Source organism: Fulvivirga ulvae, assembly GCF_021389975.1.
GTDB lineage: Bacteria > Bacteroidota > Bacteroidia > Cytophagales > Cyclobacteriaceae > Fulvivirga > Fulvivirga ulvae.
Genome location: NZ_CP089981.1, coordinates 2,484,103 through 2,507,354 on the forward strand (window position 1 = coordinate 2,484,103; position 23,252 = coordinate 2,507,354).

Annotated in this window: 20 protein-coding genes; 17 read left to right on the forward strand and 3 right to left on the reverse strand. The window is 40.2% G+C overall.

Annotated features, from left to right (window positions below; all coding sequences use genetic code 11):
- Positions 1–199 precede the first annotated feature (199 nt).
- Complete coding sequence (locus LVD17_RS10305) at positions 200–1,753, forward strand: beta-helix domain-containing protein (protein WP_233766544.1); 1,554 nt, start codon at positions 200–202, stop codon at positions 1,751–1,753.
- Between the two features lie 185 nt (positions 1,754–1,938).
- A complete protein-coding gene (locus LVD17_RS10310) occupies positions 1,939–4,779 on the forward strand; it encodes a TonB-dependent receptor (protein ID WP_233766546.1) in 2,841 nt (946 codons plus the stop codon).
- An 83-nt stretch (positions 4,780–4,862) separates the two neighbouring features.
- Here the strand turns inward: LVD17_RS10310 and LVD17_RS10315 are convergent, their stop codons facing one another.
- Complete coding sequence (locus tag LVD17_RS10315) at positions 4,863–5,735, reverse strand: DUF6340 family protein (RefSeq protein ID WP_233766548.1); 873 nt, start codon at positions 5,733–5,735, stop codon at positions 4,863–4,865.
- A gap of 228 nt (positions 5,736–5,963) precedes the next feature.
- On the opposite strand from LVD17_RS10315, the gene LVD17_RS10320 reads away from it, so the two are divergent.
- The 15 genes from LVD17_RS10320 to LVD17_RS10390 all read left to right on the forward strand — a co-directional run bounded on the left by LVD17_RS10320 (position 5,964) and on the right by LVD17_RS10390 (position 22,075).
- A complete protein-coding gene (locus LVD17_RS10320) occupies positions 5,964–6,875 on the forward strand; it encodes a TIGR01777 family oxidoreductase (RefSeq protein ID WP_233766549.1) in 912 nt (303 codons plus the stop codon).
- Positions 6,876–7,240: 365 nt separating this feature from the next.
- Entirely contained in the window at positions 7,241–7,999 is a 759-nt protein-coding gene (locus tag LVD17_RS10325) for an LOG family protein (protein WP_370688832.1), read from the forward strand.
- 176 nt (positions 8,000–8,175) lie between these two features.
- Positions 8,176–9,144, forward strand: a complete 969-nt coding sequence (locus tag LVD17_RS10330) for a lytic transglycosylase domain-containing protein (protein WP_233766553.1) — start codon at positions 8,176–8,178, stop codon at positions 9,142–9,144.
- Between the two features lie 134 nt (positions 9,145–9,278).
- Positions 9,279–9,614, forward strand: coding sequence for an arsenosugar biosynthesis-associated peroxidase-like protein (locus LVD17_RS10335; protein ID WP_233766555.1), 336 nt, complete (start codon positions 9,279–9,281; stop codon positions 9,612–9,614).
- 11 nt (positions 9,615–9,625) lie between these two features.
- Positions 9,626–10,681 (forward strand): arsenosugar biosynthesis radical SAM (seleno)protein ArsS, encoded by a 1,056-nt coding sequence (gene arsS, locus LVD17_RS10340; protein WP_233766557.1) that lies wholly within the window; start codon positions 9,626–9,628, stop codon positions 10,679–10,681.
- Between the two features lie 67 nt (positions 10,682–10,748).
- Positions 10,749–11,567 (forward strand): purine-nucleoside phosphorylase, encoded by an 819-nt coding sequence (locus LVD17_RS10345; protein ID WP_233766558.1) that lies wholly within the window; start codon positions 10,749–10,751, stop codon positions 11,565–11,567.
- The gene (gene arsM, locus LVD17_RS10350) at positions 11,567–12,538 is read left to right on the forward strand and encodes an arsenosugar biosynthesis arsenite methyltransferase ArsM (RefSeq protein ID WP_233766560.1); all 972 of its coding nucleotides are present in this window, start codon (positions 11,567–11,569) and stop codon (positions 12,536–12,538) included. Before LVD17_RS10345 ends, arsM begins: the two co-directional genes overlap by 1 nt.
- A gap of 45 nt (positions 12,539–12,583) precedes the next feature.
- Positions 12,584–13,468, forward strand: a complete 885-nt coding sequence (locus LVD17_RS10355; protein WP_233766562.1) for an aldo/keto reductase — start codon at positions 12,584–12,586, stop codon at positions 13,466–13,468.
- 93 nt (positions 13,469–13,561) lie between these two features.
- A complete protein-coding gene (gene uvrA / locus LVD17_RS10360; protein ID WP_370688811.1) occupies positions 13,562–16,420 on the forward strand; it encodes an excinuclease ABC subunit UvrA in 2,859 nt (952 codons plus the stop codon).
- Between the two features lie 67 nt (positions 16,421–16,487).
- Complete coding sequence (locus tag LVD17_RS10365) at positions 16,488–17,348, forward strand: substrate-binding periplasmic protein (protein WP_233766564.1); 861 nt, start codon at positions 16,488–16,490, stop codon at positions 17,346–17,348.
- Between the two features lie 157 nt (positions 17,349–17,505).
- Entirely contained in the window at positions 17,506–18,378 is an 873-nt protein-coding gene (locus LVD17_RS10370; RefSeq protein WP_233766566.1) for a substrate-binding periplasmic protein, read from the forward strand.
- Between the two features lie 248 nt (positions 18,379–18,626).
- Positions 18,627–19,925 (forward strand): NAD(P)/FAD-dependent oxidoreductase, encoded by a 1,299-nt coding sequence (locus LVD17_RS10375; RefSeq protein WP_233766568.1) that lies wholly within the window; start codon positions 18,627–18,629, stop codon positions 19,923–19,925.
- Positions 19,925–20,170, forward strand: a complete 246-nt coding sequence (locus tag LVD17_RS10380) for a hypothetical protein (RefSeq protein ID WP_233766569.1) — start codon at positions 19,925–19,927, stop codon at positions 20,168–20,170. Before LVD17_RS10375 ends, LVD17_RS10380 begins: the two co-directional genes overlap by 1 nt.
- Before the next feature lie 95 nt (positions 20,171–20,265).
- Positions 20,266–21,306, forward strand: coding sequence for a sensor histidine kinase (locus LVD17_RS10385; RefSeq protein ID WP_233766570.1), 1,041 nt, complete (start codon positions 20,266–20,268; stop codon positions 21,304–21,306).
- 46 nt (positions 21,307–21,352) lie between these two features.
- Positions 21,353–22,075, forward strand: a complete 723-nt coding sequence (locus tag LVD17_RS10390) for a LytR/AlgR family response regulator transcription factor (RefSeq protein ID WP_233766571.1) — start codon at positions 21,353–21,355, stop codon at positions 22,073–22,075.
- Here LVD17_RS10390 and LVD17_RS10395 read toward each other — a convergent pair.
- A complete protein-coding gene (locus LVD17_RS10395; RefSeq protein WP_233766573.1) occupies positions 22,070–22,465 on the reverse strand; it encodes a hypothetical protein in 396 nt (131 codons plus the stop codon). The two genes, LVD17_RS10390 and LVD17_RS10395, sit on opposite strands and share 6 nt — an antisense overlap.
- 30 nt (positions 22,466–22,495) lie before the next feature.
- On the reverse strand, positions 22,496–23,251 hold the full coding sequence (locus LVD17_RS10400; protein ID WP_233766575.1) for a cyclase family protein: 756 nt from the start codon (positions 23,249–23,251) through the stop codon (positions 22,496–22,498).
- Position 23,252 lies beyond the last annotated feature (1 nt).

Here is a 23,252-nt window from a genome sequence, read left to right on the forward strand (position 1 = left end):
CTGTTTATTTAAATTGTACCCAATAAGCGAGGGCTGTCATTCCGAAATGGCAGCCCTCGCTTAATATTAGGGTAAAAATAACTTCATATTGTTTAACAAATCGATAATACGAGCATCCGCTTGACTTAACACTAATTACCCACCTTTGAGCCACAATTGAAAAAGAGAAATCTATTTAAAACTCAAATTCTATTACACAATGAAAAAAGTTTTATCACTATTAGCTGCATTTGGAGTGATGTTCTACCTCTCTTCTTGTGGTGATGATGACGACGATCCTGTAGCAGATAATGGTGTAACCATTACAGGGATCCCTGCCACTGCTTCTATTGACAATTTAGGAACTTACACGGGTACAGTTACCTTGGAGGCCCCGGATGGCCTTGCTGCTTTGGCTGTTACCAAAGGTAGCGCTGCATTTGATGCCGAGACTTACACTGGAGAGACTTCTGCCACATGGGCTTTCTCTTACACTGCTGTAGAGGCTGACGAAGATTCAAACATTACATTCACTTTCACTGCTACTGATGCTGATGGTGATACTGAGGTATTTACTCATGTATTAAGCGTTGGTGATGCTCCTGAGCCACTTCCAAATGAAGTACTTTCTGGTTTGATCACAGCTAACAAAACTTTAACTGCAGATCGTATTTGGGAACTTGCAGGTAGAGTTATTGTAACTGATGGTGCTACTTTGACCATCGAGCCTGGAACCATCATCAAGGGCCGTCCAGGGGAAGGAACAAATGCTTCTGTTCTAATGATTGCAAGAGATGGTATGATTGATGCAGAGGGTACTGCTGATAATCCTATTATCTTTACAGCTACTGCTGATAACATCGCTGTAGGACAGAAAATAGGTTCTAATCTTGATGCAAATGATAATGAACTTTGGGGTGGTGTTGTAATCCTAGGAAATGCACCTATTTCTCCTGATGCAGGTACAACTGCTCAAATTGAGGGAGTTCCTGCCTCTGAGCCTCTTGGTCAGTATGGTGGTGATGTTGCAGATGATAATAGAGGCACCTTAAAATATGTTTCTATCAGGCATGGAGGTACTACTATCGATGCCGTAGCAGGTAATGATATCAATGGATTGACATTAGGTGGTGTTGGTTCTGGTACTACAATTTCTCACATAGAGATTTTTGCCAACTATGATGATGGAGTTGAGTTCTTCGGAGGATCTGTAAACCTAAGTAACTTGTTGGTCTACACTGTTGGTGATGATGCTATTGATGTTGATCAGGCATACTCTGGTACCGTAAGTAACTTTCTTGTATATACCAGTACTGCTGCCAGTTCAGACGAAGGTCTTGAAATTGATGGTCCTGAAGGTTCAGAAAACTCTACTGGTAAATTTACAATAGAGAACGGAACGATCACATCTGTAGATGGAGGTGGATTTGCTGCAGATTTCAAATCTAAAGCGCAAGGAACAGTTAATAATGTAAAATATTCTGGTTTCACTGGTGGAGCTACTATTAAAATCAGAGCTAGCTTCGATCCTGACAATTCATGTGCGGATAAGACTGACGCTTATACCAACGTGATCGGTGATAATCTGGTTTTCACTACTGTTGAGTTTTCTGCAGTGTCGGTATATGATGGAGATGATGAGGATGCATGTGATGTTCCTGCGTCGTATCAAACTTCTGCTGCTGGAAAAGTGTCAAGTGCAACTGCTACAGGAGCTTCTGATGCTACAGTATTTGACGCTTGGTCTTATGCTTCAATTTCAGAACTGCTGTAATTGTTAAAATATACAAAAAAGGCTCTGCCATGCGGCAGAGCCTTTTTTGTATTCAGGCATCCTATGTTAAGTATATGTTAAGCAAAGTATCTTAAGGAAACATAAAGTTAAACAATTGGTAATTTACATATTCCCTACCTCTGCCTGTCAAAATCTACCTTTGCAACAAATTTTACAATGAACAAATGAGAAAATTTTCAATTACTTTTATCCTATTTTATGTCGCACTTACAGCATCTGTATTAGCTCAGAAGGGGTATTTGCGAGGTAAAGTAATCGATGGAGAAACGGGAGAGGCGCTTATTGGAGCCACTGTTTCCAGACAAGGAACAACCACTGGAACAGTTGCGGATTTTGAAGGCAATTATTCCTTGCCTTTAGATGCAGGTACACACACAATAGTTTTTCAGTTTGTTTCGTACCAAACTAAAACTGTTGAGAATGTAGAAATTGTAGCAGGTCAGGTTAATACAATGGATATTACTTTATCGACAGATGTTGAGCAACTTGCTGAGGTTGTGGTAACTGCAGAAGTAATTAAAGATTCAGAAGCAGCAATTCTCACCTTACAGAAGAAATCAGCTAATGTGCTGGATGGGATGTCATCACAAACATTTCGAAAAATTGGTGATAGTAATCTTTCTGGTGCCATTAAGCGTGTTACCGGAGTTTCTATACAAGGGGGAAGATACGTTTATGTAAGAGGTTTGGGAGACAGATATAACCGAACCACTTTAAATGGCATGAGCATACCTGGTTTGGACCCCGATAGAAATGACGTTCAGATAGACTTGTTCCCAACTAGTGTTCTTGAAAATGTTATTGTATATAAAACTTTTTCACCGGAGCTTGCCGGAGACTTTACAGGAGGTACTGTGAATGTTGAAACCAAAAGTTTTCCTGAGGAAAAAACAACTTCAGTTTCACTAGGCTTTGGGTATAACCCAAAAATGAATTTAAACGGAGACTTCTTGTCATACGAAGGGGGAAAAACCGATTTACTTGGCTTTGACGATGGAACCAGAGAGTTACCACTCGATGATCCGACATCATCTTTTGAAAACCCTAATATTGCTACTAATCCGGGGCCAACCATTGATGCAACCAAACGTCTGGATCCTAATATGGATGCTATCAGAAAAAATAGCTTTTTGAATACGAGCTTTTCAATTAATCATGGAAATCAGCTTGATAAGGGAAATTATAAACTAGGATATGGACTGGTGCTTAACTATCAAAACCAGTATGAATATTATGAAGATGCTGAATGGGGGTATTATTTTAAAGATGCCAACAAAGACATATATCAATTGGATGCACAGAGAATTAGAAATGGGGATTTAGGGAGAAATGATATACTTTGGAGTTCTTTGTTGACAGGAGCCATTAAAACCAACAGGCATGAGGTGGGCTTGACATTTTTTAGGACTCAAAACGCTGTAGTAGAAGCAACCAGCAGAATCTCCAGGGATCTTGAGGAGACTGGTCAGACTGCCTATCAGGATGTATTAACATATTCGCAGCGATCTATAACAAGTCCATCAATTTATGGAAAACATAACTTCAATAAAATATCATTGGAGTGGAATAATACATTCACATGGGCCAGGGTTTATGATCCTGATTATAGAGAGGCCCTTATTGCTGAGGTGGATCAGGTTGGTGAAGACGGCCAGCCACTATATTCAATTGATGGAGGTGATGGAGGCCGAGTAAGTCGATTTTGGAGAGATATGAATGAAAATAATGAGAGTGCACGAATTGATGCTACCTATGAGTTTCGTGATAATAACAAACTGAAATTTGGAGCAGCAGCGCTATTGAAGTGGAGAGAATTTGAAACATATGCATTTTCACTGCAAAATAAGGGTATCGTTCAAAATAATCCGGATTATCTGCTTCAAGAAGAAAATATTTGGAATGCGCAAACTGAAGAAGGTACATATATTCAGGGAGGATATGAAGCAGCAAACAATTATGATGCGCGATCAGCTGTATACTCAGCTTATGGTATGGGTGACATATTTTTACACAGTAGTGTGAGAGCCATATTTGGATTGAGAGTAGAACAGGCTTACATGAATTATACAGGTCAGGATAACTCTGGGATCATCGTATACGATGATGAAAGGACTCTGGATGAGCTAAACTTTTTGCCCTCTGTAAACTTTGTGTTTAGCCTGACTGATGATATGAATATTAGAACTTCATATGGTAGAACTGTGGCGCGTCCTTCATTTAGAGAAAAGTCTATAGCTCAAATTCTAGACCCCATTACTGGTATTAGATACAGCGGAAATATTGACTTGGAGCAAACAGATGTGGATAACTTTGATTTGAGGGTAGAGAACTTCTTTGGCAGAGACCAAATGATTGCAGTTTCTGGGTTCTATAAAAAGTTCTCAGGTCATATTGAGATGGTTCGTTTTCAGACAGAACCTACCGAGGTTACTTGGAGGAATATAGGAGGGAGCCAGGTTTATGGTATTGAAATTGAAGGTAGGAAAAGGCTAGGTTTCATAGAAGGGCTTTCAGCTGGTACAAATGTGACTCTGGCAGCTTCGAAAGTTGATATGACTGAAATTGTAGTTTTAGAAGATGGAGTGACAGGAGAAATTACTTCTGAATTTGAGTCAAGAGTAGAGCAGGCCAGAACGGGTGAAGATGTTGATGAAGATCGAGTTATGGCTGGCCAAGCCCCATTTTTGATCAACACTTACCTTAATTTTTCTGATGAAGAAGGAAATACTAATTTTAACTTATCCTATAATGTTCAAGGCGAGAGCCTGGCTGTTGTTGGTGTAGGACAGGTGCCAGATGTATATGTTAAACCTTTCCATAGCCTTAACCTAAATGCATCAAGAAAGATAGGCGCAAGCAAAAAGTCTCAACTTACATTGAGAGTAGATAACATTCTTGGAGATTCGAAAGATCAAGTTTGGAAAAATTATAAAGCAGATGAGCAAATATTTACGTCGTTTGATACAGGTAGAACATTTACGATAAAATATAGCTATAATTTCTAAATTGAGATACTCATTAAAGTAGCAAAAGTCACCTGATAAGTGACTTTTGCTACTTTATGTTATCAGGAGTTTTTGCGGCAATGTCAGAATAATTTCTCCCCCAACAAATCCCTCGCCTTATCCCTCCAATACTCCATATCATCCTGCCGGTTGATATTCTCATACAGTACCGCAAGGTTGTGGGCCGCCTTACCAGCTATTTCCGGTTTTGATGATTCCGTAAGCTTGAGCAGTTCGGCTTCCACAGTATCCCAATCTCCCATGAGATAGGCTTTATATGCACTTTTAAATACCTTAGTATGATAAAATTGACGTTGTTCAAAATAGGCTCGTGGGTAAAACTTTTGAATAAAACCCCTTCCCAATTCGGTAGAAATAATCACAGCATTTTTATCAGCCTTCCCCATTGAAGGTCCCACTGCCAGCAAGCCACTGATTACAGAGCGTTTATCGTGTTCTATTCTCCGCTCATCATGGAATTGGTGTAGCTGCTCTCCGTCTTTGTCATACATGGTAATATAAGATTCCACCACCAGGTCATAATAAGCGGTTCTATCCTTGGTGCCGTCCTCTTGTTTTACTACCTCTACCTCTTGGTCAAAGTATAAGTTGTAAGCATTCAGGCTGAGAAAATAATTTGCATTGTGCTCCAAACAGGCCTCCCTCACTTTCTCTTTGCTTATCGGGGGTCCGGGTTCGGTGGCGGCATACCTCACCACCAGGCTGTCCAGGTGAGTGATGTTGTAGTACCTGCTGCTATCATATCCTGCATTTAGACCACGAACAAAACTGTTGTAGCCCATCCGGAAAACTTCGACCTTGTTGTCGTTGCTAAACGGCAAACTATCGGCAGTAAACTTGCTGATGAACAAAAACTCTTTTTTACCCAATGGTAACCGAATATCGGGAGACGAAGTTTTTTTTACAGGAACCATAGTACTGCATGAAGCAAGCATGCAAAAAATAATTAATGCAGGTATTGGGCGCATCGGTTTGTGGTTGGTTTAGTAGACCAATTTCGTTTAAAAAATTCAAATCAAAATCACATTTTAAGATAAAATTATTTAGACAGCCAGTGTGAATATTGGTTTGGGATCATCTCTTAAAATTACTCAGGCATAATAACCTTATGTCATCTAAGCCGTTTTGTTAGTTGTACTTAGCTTTAATTCATGAGTCAAAATATGAGTAAAAATGTCCTTATAACAGGTGGCACCGGCCTGGTAGGTTCCAGGTTAACAGAGTTGTTGCAAGAAAAGGGTTATAGAGTCAGGTATTTAAGCCGATCGCCAGGAAAAGTTAATGATGTTGAGGCTTTTGCCTGGGATGTTACCAAAAAAACCATTGATACCCGGGCATTTGATGATGTCAGTTATGTTATTCATCTGGCAGGTGCAGGTGTTGCAGAACAGAAATGGACTGATGAAAGAAAAAAAGTCATTTTAGCGAGCCGCACAAGGTCTACAGCATTATTAAAGGATACTTTAAGAGATCATCCTAATCAAGTAAAGACGGTTATTTCAGCATCTGCAATAGGCTATTACGGCTTTGATAATGGTGACAGGTGGCAAAAGGAAGGAAGCCGTTTTGGAGATGACTTTTTGGCTACGGTAACCAAGGCATGGGAGGCAGAAGCAGATTTGATGACTGAATTGAGTATCCGGGTAGTGAAAATCCGGGTGGGGGTGGTACTAAGCAATCAGGGCGGGGCATTGAAGGAGATAGGAAAGCCCGTTAGGTTCGGTTTGGGAGCACCTCTTGGAAGTGGTGACCAATATATGAGCTGGATACATATCGATGATCTTTGCAACATTTTCATCCACGCTATAGAAAACGAAAATATGAATGGTCCTTACAATGGCGTTGCACCAAATCCGGTTACAAATAGAGACCTAACGAAATCAATAGCCAAGGTCATGGGTAAGCCGTTCTTTCTTCCTGCCGTACCTGGCTTTGCACTCAAACTGGTGCTGGGGCAAATGGCAGGCATGCTCCTGGGAAGTAACCGGGTTTCGTCAGAAAAGATTGAATCAGAAGGATTTAAATTTAAATATCCTGAAATAAAGGAAGCTCTTCATGATCTTTTAAAGAATTAATGCAAGCAAAACATTTTTTACTCTTATAATATTTTTTAAGTTTAGCGGCTGTTTTGAAAAAATATGCTTTTCAAACGAGCAAAATTTTATCCAGCCCCTGAAGGTATTCAGGCCCACAACCGTGGAAAGAGTTAGTTAATAACTTATTTACTGGATTATGAATGGATTGCATCAGATAATGAATAAGGCGTTACGTATTCAGTTAGGTAAAAGCGCTTTATAATATCTGCTGCATACAGATGTGACTCTGCCCAAAAAGGGGGCTGATCTTGAACGTGAAATTTATAAGGAATAATCATTTTGCCTCTTAATAGAGCTCTTGATGTTCCCGCTTTAGTCATTTAAATAATAAACAGATGAAAGAGATGAATGCAAAAAAGACCAAACTGGATAATATAAAGAATATAGACGATCTTACCGAGGAGGAGAAAAAAATTGTCCGGGCTTTTGAAGAGAAGGATTGGAATGAAATTAAAAGCTATGATTCCTGGGTTATCTTTAAGGTCATGTCAGAGTTTGTGGAAGGCTTTGAAAAACTCGCAAAAATTGGTCCTTGTGTTACCATTTTTGGTTCGGCCAGGACCCGCGATGATCACAAGTATTACAAAATGGCCGAGAACATAGCAGCTAAACTGGTAAGACATGGCTATGGAGTTATTTCCGGTGGTGGGCCGGGAATTATGGAAGCTGCAAATAAAGGAGCCAAATCTGAGGGGGGAAAGTCTGTTGGGCTTAACATCATACTTCCTTTTGAGCAAAAAGGTAATGAATACATTGATCCTGATAAGCTCATAACATTTGATTACTTCTTTGTACGTAAGGTAATGTTCACCAAGTACTCTCAGGGCTTTATAGTAATGCCGGGTGGATTTGGCACCCTGGACGAACTTTTTGAAGCACTTACCCTGATACAGACTAAAAAGATTGGCAAATTTCCGATTGTGCTGGTTGGAAAAGAGTATTGGGGCGGACTTATCGACTGGATCAAGGATACCATGTTGAATGCCGCGAATAATGTACATAAAGAAGATCTTAACCTCTTTAAGTTGGTTGAAACTGAGGCGGAGGCGGTGGACGCCATAGATGACTTCTACTCTAAGTACATGCTATCCCCTAACTTCTAATTATTGCTTATATTTCAAGTCTGGATTTTGTGATTCAGACTTGATGCAGTTTTCTCTTATTGGGATTGAGACTTTTCCCGAATTTTATTTTTTGAGAAGTGTCTGGCAGTGGAACTATTTTTGTTCTGGCCACATTAGATGTTTTGTAGTCTGAAACTTTTTTAACTCCCACACATATGAAATACTTTCCTCACGCCATTTCTTTACTTGCCCTCATATTGATATGTTCCTACATTAAATATGACAGTGAGCAATCTCAAAGATCCGCTGTACATGCTGTTCCTCAGCAGCAGCAGGAGAACTACGCATTTTACAAAGTTGACAATCCGCCCGCCGGAGAATACGCTGGCTATCTCAATGCAGTTTCATTAGAACTTCCAAAGGAATTGTTTTTTGCCGGAGAACGCGTACCACTGGAAATACCCGATGTAAGGGAGAGGCTGGACAGAGAGTTGCATATCAATACCTACTGGCATAGTAGTACTATATTTTTGATGAAAAGAGCCCACCAATGGCTACCTCAAATCGAGAAAATATTGGCCGAAAACGGTATTCCTGATGATTTTAAATACCTGACCGCCATTGAAGGGGGCTTCGTTAATGCCGTATCTCCGGCCAATGCGGTAGGTTTTTGGCAAATTCTGGAGTCATCCGGTGAGGAGAACGGGCTGGAAATCACGAAAGAAGTTGATGAGCGCTATGATCCGTTAAAAGCTACGGAAGCAGCATGTAAGTATTTGAAAAAAGCACATAGAAAATTTAATAACTGGACAAATGCTGCTGCCTCATATAACAGAGGTATGGCTGGCCTGCAAAGAGCTCTGGACAATCAGAAGGTAGACTCCTACTATGATCTTCTGCTTAATGAAGAAACTTCCAGGTATGTTTTTAGAATTCTTGCGATTAAGGAAATTATTGAAAACCCTAAAAAATATGGTTTTAACATTGATAAGAGGCACTTATACGACCCTGAAGAGTTACGATATGTTGAAATTGACCATGATATTAAAGACCTTGTTGCCTTTTCTAAAGATCAGGGTATAAATTATAAGCTATTGAAAAGGCATAACCCATGGTTGAGAGAGGATCACCTTGATGTAAAAAGAGATAAAACTTACCGCATAGCCATACCATTAAACCCATAGCAATAGCAGAGGTTCCATTGCAAGTTTTGTATAATTGTCTCAGTGCAGACAAGCCTGACAGTTAAACGGAAGTTCATCAAACTTCATACACTGTTATGCGTTAATTTTATGAGACTTAGAAAACAATACTTACGATGGAAAAAACTTACTACGACCCCGCTGACCTAAAAAAATTTGGAGATGTAGCAGACTTTCAGCCAGAACTGGCCAAAAAATTTTTTGATTATTACGGAGACGTTTTTAAAGATGGAGCCCTCACCGCTCGGGAAAAATCCCTGATCGCCCTGGCAGTTGCCCACGCCGTACAATGCCCCTATTGTATTGACGCTTACACCTCCGATTCGCTCGAAAAAGGAGCTACTGAGCAGCAGATGATGGAAGCCGTGCATGTTACCACAGCCATTCGTGGAGGAGCTTCACTGGTTCATGGCGTACAGATGATGAATAAAGTCAAGAAGCTTAGCATGTAAAATACTATAGCATGATAAAAACATTAAGGTCACAAAATCACTCCCTTGCCAGTGGACAGGAACAGCTAAGGTTTTTGTCCAATGGCATTTTTGGAAGTGACAAGCTCCCTACATTCCGAGAAAAAATTGATACACTTGGCGAGTTTCCGCTAAAGCCGACAAACATAGAGATCTTTCAAGTGAATGTGGGTTATATGTGTAACCAGGTTTGTAAGCACTGCCATGTAGATGCTGGGCCTGACAGGAAGGAGATAATGGGACGGGAAACCATGCAGAGGTGCCTTGACATTATGAGCAAAACCAATATCCACACCCTGGACCTCACTGGTGGTGCTCCTGAAATGAATCCTGATTTCAGATGGTTTGTTGAAGAGGCCCATAAAGTAGGTGTTAAAGAAGTAATAGTTCGCTCTAACCTGACTATAATTCTTGCCAACCCTAAGTACCATGACCTTCCCGAATTCTTTAAGAAAAATGGCGTGAGGGTAGTTTCTTCCCTGCCGTTTTATCAGCCCGATAAAACTGATCGTCAGAGAGGGGAAGGGGTATTTGTTAAGTCGATTGAGGCATTGCAAATGCTTAATGCCGTGGGGTATGGCAAAGAAGGATCAGGCTTATACCTTGATTTGGTTTACAATCCGGGCGGGGCATTCCTTCCGGGCAACCAGGCAGAACTTGAGCGTGATTTCAAGAAGGAGCTGAAAAACCACTACGGAATAGATTTTAATAGCCTTTTTACCATCACCAACCTTCCTATAAGCCGGTTCCTTGATTTTCTGATCAGGACGGAGAACTATGAAGAGTATATGGAAAAACTGGTTAACTCTTTTAATCCGGCTGCGGTTAAAGGCGTTATGTGCCGCAATACCATTTCTGTTGATTATGACGGCTACATGTATGACTGTGATTTTAACCAAATGTTGGGGTTAAAAGTAGATAAGCAGGCTGGTCAGCATATCAATGATTTTAATCTTGAGAATCTTGAAAACCGTCATATTGCCATAAGTCAGCACTGCTATGGATGCACTGCAGGTGCGGGCTCAAGCTGTCAGGGTACAGTTGCATAATAATCCACGTTAGCTAAATTTACAGGCACTTAACCAGCGGGGAACCCCCGTTCAAAAAACTATTATAATGACAATTGACCAAATAAAGGAAACGGCAGGTTTTTTAAAGGAAAAAGGCTTCGCTGATCCTCAGGTAGGTGTAATTCTGGGCACCGGCCTGGGAAATCAGTTTGTTTCAAAGATAAAAGTAGAAAAAGAAATAGCCTACAAAGACATTCCCCATTTCCCTGTAGCAACTGTAGAGTTTCATAGCGGAAAGCTGATTTATGGAGAAGTAAACGGGAAAAAAGTGATAGCTATGCATGGCCGGTTCCACTTTTATGAAGGCTATAATATGAAGCAGGTTACCTTCCCTGTCAGGGTTATGAAACTATTGGGTATCGAATATTTACTGGTATCCAATGCCGGAGGTAGCATGAACCCTGACTGGAAGAAAGGAGATATGATGTTGCTGACTGACCATATTAATTTGCTACCTGATAACCCACTGATAGGTCCTAATCTCGATGAGTTGGGTCCCAGGTTTCCAGATATGAGCAATCCATATGATTCTGCACTAAATGCAACGCTGGAAGACATTGCGATTGAAAAAGGCATTACTCTCAACAAAGGCGTTTACGTGGCTGTATCCGGTCCCAATCTTGAAACCAGGGCAGAATACAGATTTTTAAGAAATATTGGTGCCGATGTAGTAGGTATGTCTACCGTGCCAGAAGTGATAGTAGCCAACCATATGAGTCTACCATGTTGTGCCATATCCGTGCTTACAGATGACTGTGATCCGGACAACCTGATGCCGATCAATATAGAAGAAATTATAGAAGCCGCGGGCAAAGCTGAGCCAAAACTGACTGAACTGTATATAGAACTGATAACGCGATTGTAATGGAGACTTATTTACAAACGACCAAAGATGTTTACAAAAAAGCCGCAGAAAACCCTGATGTAGGCCTCTGTTGTACCACCACACCGGTTTGGCAACTTCCGGAACTACAAATCCCTAAAAAGATGCTGGACATGAACTACGGCTGTGGCAGTACTGTAAATCCTCGTGACCTGGTCAATGATCCAACAGTTCTGTATGTAGGTGTAGGTGGAGGTATGGAGCTGTTGCAGTTTGCCTATTTCAGCCGACGTAAAGCCGGGGTCATAGGTCTGGATGTAGTGGATGAAATGCTACAAGCGAGCGGTGAAAACTTCAAGGAAGCTGAGAAGCAGAACCCATGGTTTAGGTCGGAGTATATTGACTTACGCAAAGGAGATGCGCTTGACTTGCCGGTAGAAGATGCCTCTGTAGATGTGGCCGCGCAAAATTGCCTGTTCAATATTTTTACTAAAGAAGATCTTAAAAAAGCTCTGACTGAAATGTACCGGGTACTAAAGCCTCATGGCAGATTGGTATTGTCCGATCCCATTTGCGATCAGCAAATGCCTGAAAATCTCCAAAGGGATGAGCGCCTGAGAGCGTTATGTCTTAGTGGTGCATTGCCTCTAAAAGATTATATCCAAATGATTACCGATATAGGCTTTGGTACAGTAGAGGTACGTGCTAAGCGGCCGTATCGTATCCTATCACCAAAACACTATGATACTACAGAAAACATTTTCATAGAAAGCGTAGAGGTATGCGCCATTAAAGACCCTATGCCGGAAGATGGCCCATGTATCTTTACGGGTAAAACGGCCATCTACTATGGTATGGATGAATATTTTGATGATAAAAAAGGTCACATTCTGATGCCCAATCAGCCCCTGGCGGTTTGTGACAAAACAGCCGGTGCATTGGCAGCTCTTGATAGGGACGATATTTTTATCTCAAACTCAACTTATTTTTACGACGGTGGCGGATGCTGCTAATCTTAATTGCGCATAATCGCACTTGAAATAACCACATATTAACTAATGACCCAGCTAAGAACTATATCAAACTCTTCATTAAAGCTTTCCTCTCTTGTATTAGGTAAATGGCATATCAATGAATTGACTCAGGCAAAACTTGAGGGATTAATCAATGCTGCCCTTGATGTCGGCATAACCAGCTTTGATCATGCCGATATTTATGGAGGCTATACCTGCGAAAGTATTTTTGGCGATTGGATGAAACAAAATGCAGGGATGAGGGATAAAATTCAACTCGTATCCAAATGTGGTATTAAGCTTATTGCAGATGAAAGGCCCGTCCACCGTATTAAGCACTACGATACCTCGAAAGAACATATCATCAATTCTGCTGAGCAATCACTTAAAAATCTCCAAACGGATCACATTGACCTGTTGCTGATCCACAGGCCTGATCCACTTATGCCGCCTGAAGAGGTTAGTGCAGCTTTTAGTCAGTTAAAAAAGCAGGGCAAAGTACTGCACTTCGGTGTTTCAAACTTTACTAACACACAATTTGAACTACTATCCAGGTACAGCGATGAGCCATTGGTCACTAACCAGATAGAGATATCCCTGTTTAAAAGTGAAGTTATGTTTGATGGCACATTGGATTATCTGATGACCCATAATATCAACCCTATGGCCTGGTCGCCTTTGGGTGGTCGGGATAATGTGATGTCTTTGGTTGGAAATCAGGAAGTACAACGAATTGCTACCAAATACAATGTGGAAACTGGGAATTTACTTCTTTCGTGGTTGTTAAAGCATCCATGTGGTATAATTCCCGTTATAGGCACTATGAATCCGGAAAGAGTCAGGTCTTCGGTAGAATCCCTGGCCGCTGACCTTGACAGGGAAGACTGGTTTGAGCTTCTTGAGCTTGTGAGAGGCTATTCTATTCCTTAGCCTGTTTCCTGTTTCGGATTGTTTTAAAGAAGTTGGATATAAACAATCTAAAGTCCAATTTTGTAGATTATTAAACAATACTCACCATAGCCTATGATCACTGATGCGGATGTAATGAAACAAGGGGATGACTTCGATATAACTGGCTATGACAGTATAGAGATATTGGGCGCCCGGGAGCATAACCTCAAGAATGTAAACCTTACATTTCCAAGAAATAAGCTGGTGGTGATCACGGGCATTAGCGGAAGCGGAAAGTCTTCACTGGCCTTTGATACGATTTATGCAGAGGGGCAGCGCCGCTATATGGAAAGCTTTAGTGCCTATGCGCGCTCTTTTATTGGCAATCTGGAGAGGCCTGACGTTGACAAGATCAATGGATTAAGTCCGGTAATTTCCATCGAGCAAAAAACCACCTCCAGGAATCCTCGCTCTACGGTAGGTACAGTTACTGAGATCTATGATTTTATGAGGCTACTTTATGCCCGGGCAGGGGAAGCTTTTTCTTATACCACCGGAGAGAAAATGGTGCGGCAGTCTGAGGACCAGATTCTTGACCATATTCTATCAGCTTATGACGGGCAGAAACTCACTATTCTAGCCCCGGTAGTGAAAGGGCGTAAAGGGCATTATCGAGAACTCTTTCAGCAGATAAGAAAAAGTGGATATTCCCGGGTGCGTGTGGATGGCGAGCTTCAGGAATTAGTGCCTAAGATGCAGGTTGATCGATACAAAACCCATGATATTGAAGTAGTTATTGACCGGATCGTTGTTGATCAAAATGACCGTTATAGGATCAGCCAGTCTTTGGCAACTGCATTAAAACAAGGTGAGGGTATAATGATGCTTTTGGATCAGGAAAACCAGATATATCATTTCTCAAAATATTTAATGGATCCGAAATCCGGGCTATCCTATGACGAACCAGCCCCAAATACCTTTTCATTTAACTCTCCTTATGGTGCCTGTCCAAAATGTAACGGGCTGGGAGTTATTGAAGAAATAACTGAGGAATCGGTAATTCCTGATAAATCCCTGAGCATAAGCAGGGGAGGAATATTGCCCCTGGGCGAATTCAGGGATATCTGGATTTTTAAAAAAATAGAAGCCATCCTGAAAAGATATAAGGTAAACCTGACTACACCTATCAGGGATATTCCGGAAGATGTTCTGAAAACTTTGCTGTATGGAGATTCCGTTCCGGTTGCAGTAAAATCAGTCAAATACCCCGGTACAGACTGGAATACCAAGTTTGAGGGCATTATCAAGTTTTTGGAGAAGCAGCGCGAGGGCGGTTCTGATAAGATACAGCAATGGATAAATGATTTTACCGTGTCGGTTACATGCCCTGAGTGTAATGGGGCCAGGCTGAAAAAAGAAGCCTTACATTTTCTTATCGATAATCAAAATATATCTCAGCTTGCGGAATATGACATCAAAACTTTATGGAGCTGGTTTGATGGCCTTGAACTGCGGCTTTCTGATAAACAGAATAAAATTGCGGCTGAGGTACTCAAGGAAATAAGAAAAAGGATTGGTTTTCTGTTAGATGTTGGACTTGACTACCTGCACCTCAACAGGCCATTAAAAACATTGTCAGGTGGGGAAGCTCAGCGTATCAGGCTTGCTACGCAGATAGGTACCCAGCTTGTAGGTGTGCTTTATATTTTGGATGAACCAAGTATCGGTCTTCATCAAAGGGACAATGTGAAGCTTATTAAAGCTCTTAAAGATCTTAGAGATCTTGGTAACTCGGTAATAGTGGTAGAGCATGATAAAGATATGATGCTTGCTTCTGATCATATTATAGATATCGGACCCGGGGCAGGTCGTCATGGGGGACATATAGTTGCCCAGGGCACACCGGATGATTTCCTGGAACTGGGTAGCGCTACGGCTGATTACCTCAAGGGTAAGCGCAACATTGAAGTGCCTTCAGAAAGAAGAAAAGGCAATGGAAAAAAACTTAAGCTTATCGGAGCAAGTGGACATAACCTAAAAAATGTCAACCTTGAGATTCCTTTAGGTACACTGACTCTTGTTACAGGAGTATCTGGTAGTGGAAAATCTACCCTCATCCACGATACATTGTTCCCTATCCTCAATCAGAAATTTTACAGGTCCAGAAGGGAGCCATTAGCCTATAAATCAGTAAAAGGGCTGGAGCATCTGGATAAAGTGATAGAGGTTGACCAGTCCCCTATCGGCCGTACACCCCGATCTAACCCTGCTACCTATACCGGAGTTTTTACAGATATAAGGGCATTATTTGCCGAGCTCCCAGAAGCAAAGATTCGTGGTTATAAGCCTGGTAGGTTTTCTTTTAATGTTAAGGGAGGACGATGTGAAACATGCGAAGGCGCCGGATTACGACTGATAGAGATGGATTTTCTGCCAGATGTACATGTACCTTGCGAAACCTGTAAAGGAAAGCGATACAACCGTGAAACACTGGAAGTGAGGTTTAAAGGGAAATCTATATCAGATGTACTTGAGATGACTGTAGAAGAGTCAGTTGAATTCTTTGAAAACCAGCCAAAAATACTCCGAAAAATTAAAACGTTGAATGATGTTGGCCTCGGTTACATTTCGTTAGGTCAGCATGCCACTACTTTATCCGGAGGCGAAGCTCAAAGGGTGAAGCTTGCCACTGAACTTTCAAAAAAGGATACTGGAAAAACATTGTATATTTTGGATGAACCTACCACCGGTTTACATTTCCAGGATATTCAGCATTTACTTGATGTACTTAACCGATTGGTTGACAAAGGCAATACAGTGTTAATCATAGAGCATAACATGGATGTGATCAAAGTTGCCGATCATATAGTTGACTTAGGCCCCGAAGGCGGAAATGGTGGAGGAACAATCGTTTGTTCCGGTATCCCGGAAGAAGTAGCTAAGAATGACCAAAGCTATACAGCCAGATTTTTAAAGGATGAATTATCATAAAAAGCTTGATTTTGTGTTTATAATGGGATAAACTTCGGACTAATCCATTTAAACCATCCTATACATAATGAACAAATTTTTGAAACTATGTCTTGCTTTAATTTTATCTCAAACAATATATCTCAATAGCTTTGCGCAACTCAGAGGAGACACCTATGCTGAGGCAAAGGCAAAGGGTACGGCCAATTGGGTATTTACATATTCTGAAGCGCCGGGATTTGCAGCTAAAGTCAATGGCAAGATGACAGGCATTACATTTGATCTGATGCATAAATTCAAAGAATTTGTGGAACAAAAAGAAAATATCAGGGTGAATATCACTTATGAGAGCAGTGCCTCAAATGACTTTATATTGTTTATGAAACAGGTTAGAGAAGGCAAGGGCGGTGTTTTTGGTTTAACGAGTGCCACCATTACGGAAGAAAGAAAGAAGACATATACTTTCAGTCCGCCCTATATTACCAATATTAGCATGATATTGTCTCATAATTCAGTACCTACACTAGCCAATGTTGCGGATATCAGTAAAATTTTTGCGGGTATGACAGCAGTAACCGTCAAAAATTCGACTAATGAAAAAGTGTTAACTGATATTAGAAACAAGTACTTCCCTGCTTTAAAAATAGAATATGTGCCTTCAACACGCGTGGCCATGCAAAATGTAATGAAGGATCCTAAAAAGTTTACAAATGCTGATTTTACCTATTACTTTGAGGCAATCCAAAACCGACAACCGATAAAAAGACATCCGGGTGGTGATATCGATACCGAGCAATTTGGGATAATTATGCCAAAAAGTAATGACTGGGACCCGTTGCTGGAAGAGTTTATGAGTTCGGAGTTTCTTGAAAGTGTTTACTATAAAAAGATCATAGCCGATAATCTGGGGCAAAGCGCAATGAAATTTTTTGAGACTATAAAACACTAATTGGCTCATACTTAGAAATCTCTATAGATAAGTTATATAATTTAGTGCAAATTTTATAAATACGGCACTGAGCACACTGAATTTGTTTAAAACATTTTGATTTGCCTGATTCATTCATGATTATTATAGGTTAAATTCTTTCTAACTATTAATTATTATGAACCATCTTGTTGACAAAAGAAAAATTCAGTGCGCTATAGTACTCGGTTTGTTGCTAAATACATCCTTACTTTTTGCCCAGCTTAAGGGAGATACCTATGCGACAGCAAAGTCGAAAGGGTCAGCAAACTGGGTATTCACCTATGCTGAATCTCCCGGGTTTTCCTCAAAAAAGAATGGTAAGATGACAGGCATCACTGTAGACTTAATGAATAAGTTTGAAGAATATGTTGAAAAGAAGGAGGATATTGAAGTCAACGTAACTTACCAAAGCAAAGATCCTAATAATTTCACACTGTTTCTGGAAGAGGTTAAACAAGCCCGGGGTGGTGTATTTGGTTTGAGCAACACTACAATAACCGAAGAAAGAAAAAGGATATATAACTTCAGTCCGCCTTATATAACCAATATTGGAATGGTGCTGACTCATAACTCCGTACCGACATTGAACAGTATAAGTGAGATTGCTGAAAAATTTGCCGGGATGACTGTAGTTACTATAAAAAATTCAACTAATGAAAAATGGGTGAAGGATATCAAGTCCAAATATTATCCAGGCCTTAAAGTAGAGTATGTCACCTCATTTGGCAAAGCCATGGACGCTATTGTTGCTGACCCAAAGAAGTTTACCAATGTAGATTTTACGTATTATTTTGAGGCTATACAGAATAGGCAACCTGTAAAAAGACACCCTGGTGGCGATGAAAGTACTGAGCAATTCGGAATAATAATACCAAAAAGTAATGATTGGGCTTCGTTACTGGATGAGTTTATGAGCAATGAATTTGTTACCAGTGTTGAGTACAAAAAAATAATTGCAGATAATTTGGGCCAAAGTGCTATGAAATTCTTTGAAACTTTGAAGAAATAAGACAGGATATTTTCTATGGTAAAAGTAAAAGTGCCGCTCGACAGCGGCACTTTTTCATTCAACCAAAACCTTGAAAATTATCAACTATGAATTATTGCTTATCTTAAAAAGCCAAATTTGTATAAAAGAGTTCCCTTTAAATAATAAAAAAGCGTACCCTCTAAATCTATCCGGTTTTCTTCTTTTATTTAGTTACAATAAGCTAATATTACACCGGCAATTTTTACCACCATTAGCTATTAGTTACGATGAAGAATATACCGGTGCCAGAGTCTAAGAATCCACGTTTAATCATTATTGGCGGAGGTTTTGCAGGTATTAAATTAGTTAAGAAGCTGGCCAGGGCTCCTCTTCAGATTGTCTTGTTTGACCGTAATAATTACCACACTTTTCAGCCTCTTCTTTACCAGGTGGCTACTGCCGGCCTGGAACCTGACTCTATAGCTGATCCTTTGAGAAAGCAGTTGGAGCCAGTAAAGAATTTTATCTTTCGGATGGGGGAAGTCTATTCCGTGGATACAAAAAGTCAAAGCATTCAAACTGAAATAGGCGAAATGTCCTACGACTACCTGGTGATAGCTACAGGTTCGAAGACAAATTATTTTGGTAATGAGTCGATTATGGCTAATGCCTTCCCTTTAAAGCAAATACCTCAGGCGTTGGATCTCCGTAGTCACATTCTTCAGAACTTTGAGGCTGCAAATATTACCGATGATCCGGAAAAGCTTGAATCTATGATGAATATTGCCATTGTAGGAGGTGGGCCTACAGGTGTTGAAGTGGCCGGGGCGTTAGGTGAGCTCAAGAAAAATATTCTTCCCTCCGACTACCCTGAATTGGATTTTGATCAGATGAATATCATTCTGCTGGAAGGGGCTCCGCGTCTTTTAGGAGCAATGTCAGAGTTTGCTTCAAAGAAAGCACTGAAATACCTTAAAAAATTTGATGTCAATGTGCAATTAAACACCTTAGTGACCTCCTATGATGGTGTGGTTGCAAAACTGAATAATGGTGAAGAAATTAAAACCCAAACGCTGATATGGGCCGCAGGAGTTCAGGGTAACTTTCCTGATGGTATCAACGAACGCTCGGTGGAGAGAGGCCGGTTAATTGTTAATGAATACAATCAGGTTGAAGGTTACGAAAATATTTATGCCATAGGTGATATAGCCGTTATGAAGTCGAAGGAATATCCGCATGGACATCCTATGCTGGCTCCTGTAGCCATACAGCAGGGCGATCATCTGGCAGGCAATTTCAAAAGAATGTTTGAAGGAAAACCTTTAAAGTCGTTTACATATAAAGACAAAGGTTCTATGGCAACTGTTGGTCGGAATAAGGCGGTTGTAGATTTGGGAAAACTTAAGTTTGGAGGACTTTTTGCCTGGATGATCTGGATGTTCGTACACCTTATCTCTATCATAGGTTTCAGGAACCGGTTAATAGTATTCAGCAACTGGGTATGGAATTATTTCACTTATGACAAAGGGACCAGGCTTATTATCAGAAGGTTCATTCCAAGGCATCGTAACAATCATAAAGAATAATGAATAAGTCGGGAATACAATATTTTGTAGGGGGACTCATGCTACTCTTTTCTTTTTATCAGATATACATTAAGGAATACTGGGAGGCCGCTATGTACATATCTGCGGGGCTTGCTTTTATAACCATGGGGCTGATAAAGAGAGAAGCCCTTCCAAAGCAAAAAACACTGCTTAATGTTTTTTCATGGGTTTTTATTTTGCTCGCGGTTTTTCTATTCCTGTTTTTGATCAGAACAGACGGATAATTCCGCTAGTGTTCTTTTCGACCCACTGATAAAAAAACGTAATTTTTAATGCTGGTATTAAGTAAATTTACTTTTTTGATAGTGTTAAAAACTAAGTGAATAAACTAAAGTTATATTGGTCATTACAAATAGGAAGCTGGCTCTTATTTGCTATCGTGCAGATTTTGGGATTTATAATCCTTGGGGGTCAGTTGCTAAAGAGTTCCCAGGTAATATTCTGGTTACTCGAAGCTGTTACTTTCCTATTCATCACCCATCTGTTCAGGCGGTTTATCATTAATTGGGGCTGGCTGGCTTTTAACATGGCAAAATTGATCCCCAGGGTTCTTTTAGCTGTGTTCTGTCTGGGCCTGACCGTCTATTTTATTCGTGTACTCATAAGCTTTCCACTGGGTATGTTTAACCCTCAGGTGTGGAAAATAAATAATGTGGTTGGACTTACCATGGTCTATGCCTTGATCTTCTTTTTGTGGTCAGTACTATATTTTATATATCATTACTTTGAGCGATACAACTTGTCATTACAACATGAAGCTGCTATTAACGAAATCGAACTCAACAACCTTAAATCACAGCTCAATCCGCATTTTATTTTCAATGCCTTGAATAGTATAAGAGCCTTGGTAGATGAAAATCCGGTTAAATCAAAAAATGCTATTACGCAGCTATCCAATATTTTGCGAAACTCATTGGTTTCTGATAAAAAAAGGCTAACTAATTTTGAAGATGAACTAAAAACCGTGAAGGATTACCTTGGTCTGGAAAGTATCAGGTTCGAAGAAAGGCTAAGAACGAAATTTGAAATTCACCGGGAATCATATAAATTCTTAGTTCCTCCGTTGATGCTACAGACACTTGTAGAGAACGGCATAAAGCATGGTATATCAAAATTGAAAGAGGGTGGTATCATTGATTTGCGAACTTTTGTCACCGATTCTCAATTAAAAATAGAGATAAGAAACAGCGGACACTTTAAATCCGTTAATGGGGCTAAAGCTGAAACTAAAGGAGGGTTAGGGCTACGAAATACCAGGCAAAGGCTTAAATTATTATATGGAGGAGAGGCCCATTTAACGGTGAAAAATGAGTCTAAGAATATTGTATTGACGGAGCTGGTTATTCCAAAACGGAATTAAATGCCGGTTAGCGTTAAAAAATAATGCTCAAAATAAATTGGAACATATGAAAGCACTAATTATTGATGATGAGAGATTAGCAAGAAAGGAATTAACCAATCTGCTTCAGGATTATGGTCAGATTGATATTGTTGGTGAGGCTGCCAATGCAGACGAAGCCTTGGAAATGGTTAATAGCCTGAATCCGGATCTCTTATTTCTTGATATTCAAATGCCGGGTAAAACAGGATTTGAACTACTTGAGATGCTCGATAATGTGCCTCAGGTAATTTTTACCACAGCATATGATGAATTTGCACTAAAAGCATTTGAAGTAAATGCTCTTGATTATTTATTGAAGCCAATTCAAACAGAACGTCTGAATGAAAGCATAAACAAATTACTGGCTAAACATCAGGCGGCAAATACTTCTGGCAGGCACCCGGAAAAAAAACTTACACTTGATGATCAGGTTTTTGTAAAAGATGGAGATAAATGCTGGTTTGTTAGCCTGTCCAATATCAGACTGTTTGAATCTGACGGTAACTACATTAAGGTCTACTTTGATAATAACCGTCCGATGATCCATAAGTCATTAAATGCGCTGGATGAAAAGCTGGACTCAAGGCATTTTTTCAGGGCAAGCCGTAAACACATCGTCAATCTGAGTTGGGTCGAGGGGATCGAGCCATGGTTCAATGGCGGCCTTATGGTAAGACTACGAGGTGGAGATAAGGTAGAGGTAAGTAGAAGGCAGGCAGCGAAGTTTAAAGAAATGATGAGCCTATGACCCACCGGAGATCCTTTTAACGATCTCCATAAGCTCGGCTTCTACATTCCAGTCTCGGGCTAGTTTTAACATGGCGGTTGCTTCAAGCTCAGTTACATAACCTTTCAAACTGTTTGACTTCCATACCATGTCAATATAAAACACCCTTTTTTCAAGAGGGTAATCTCCAATGATACCATTCAAATATTCACGTGCGCGATCAAAAGAATTAAAATAATCCTTTGCAATGAATTCATTAGCCCACTTTAACTCTTCCAGTCCGTCAATTTCAAGGGCAGTTTCCTGCAAATTTTGACGCTCTTTTTCATCTAATCCGTGATAGTGAAAAATTACAGATTTAAGTAGTAAATAAGCCTTCTTTTCTTCGCTGGTCATGGGGTCAATTTTCATTAGCAAAAAAAGTAAAATAAAATTTAAAAACTAATATTCCTTAACTTTAAAAAGTACAGGTTTACTAGGGCTCGCGTCAGCTTCAAGGCTTGTGATTTGTAAATTGAGTAAGTACAACCCGTCTTGTATATCATTGTTTACGTAAATCAGTTCTGTAATGGTGCAGTCCTTTCGGATATTACCATTCATATTCCAAAAAGCCCGGTGCGATTTAAGCTCCCCTCCATCGACCTCCCTGTCTACAGACGGTAAGTCTATGAGTAGGTGCTTTACATCCTTTTGGCATAGCAACTCTGCAATTCTGCTATCCATATAACAAGGATTGGTGCCGGAGTATTGACGATGAAGCTTTTCAATAGTATTTGGAGAGGTTCTGATAATAATAGCCTCTATACCTTCCTGAAATACGGCTTGAAAATCCTCAAAACTAATTACCAAATCCCCATTGGGTTTTTGTGTTGGAGGGAGAGTAATAACCTGTGCGCTAAAGTGGTATCTTTTAAGGCATTTGTTTAATGTCGCTCCCTGATCAGACGAAATGTGTCCGAAACACTCGGTATGAGTCCCGTTTCCATGTGGGGTAATAGAAATTGACTGATAATTTACACTTCCTCCCAATGCTACGCTACCAATGAAGTCTCCTGACCGAATAGTTTCAAAATTAACCGGAGCTGCGTAATAGCAATTTGGATTATCGCTGCCCGCATTAAGGGGAATGGATATATCCAAAGGATTAGTAAGATCCGCCTCATAGACTTTCGCATTTATAATAAAAGACGCTTTCATA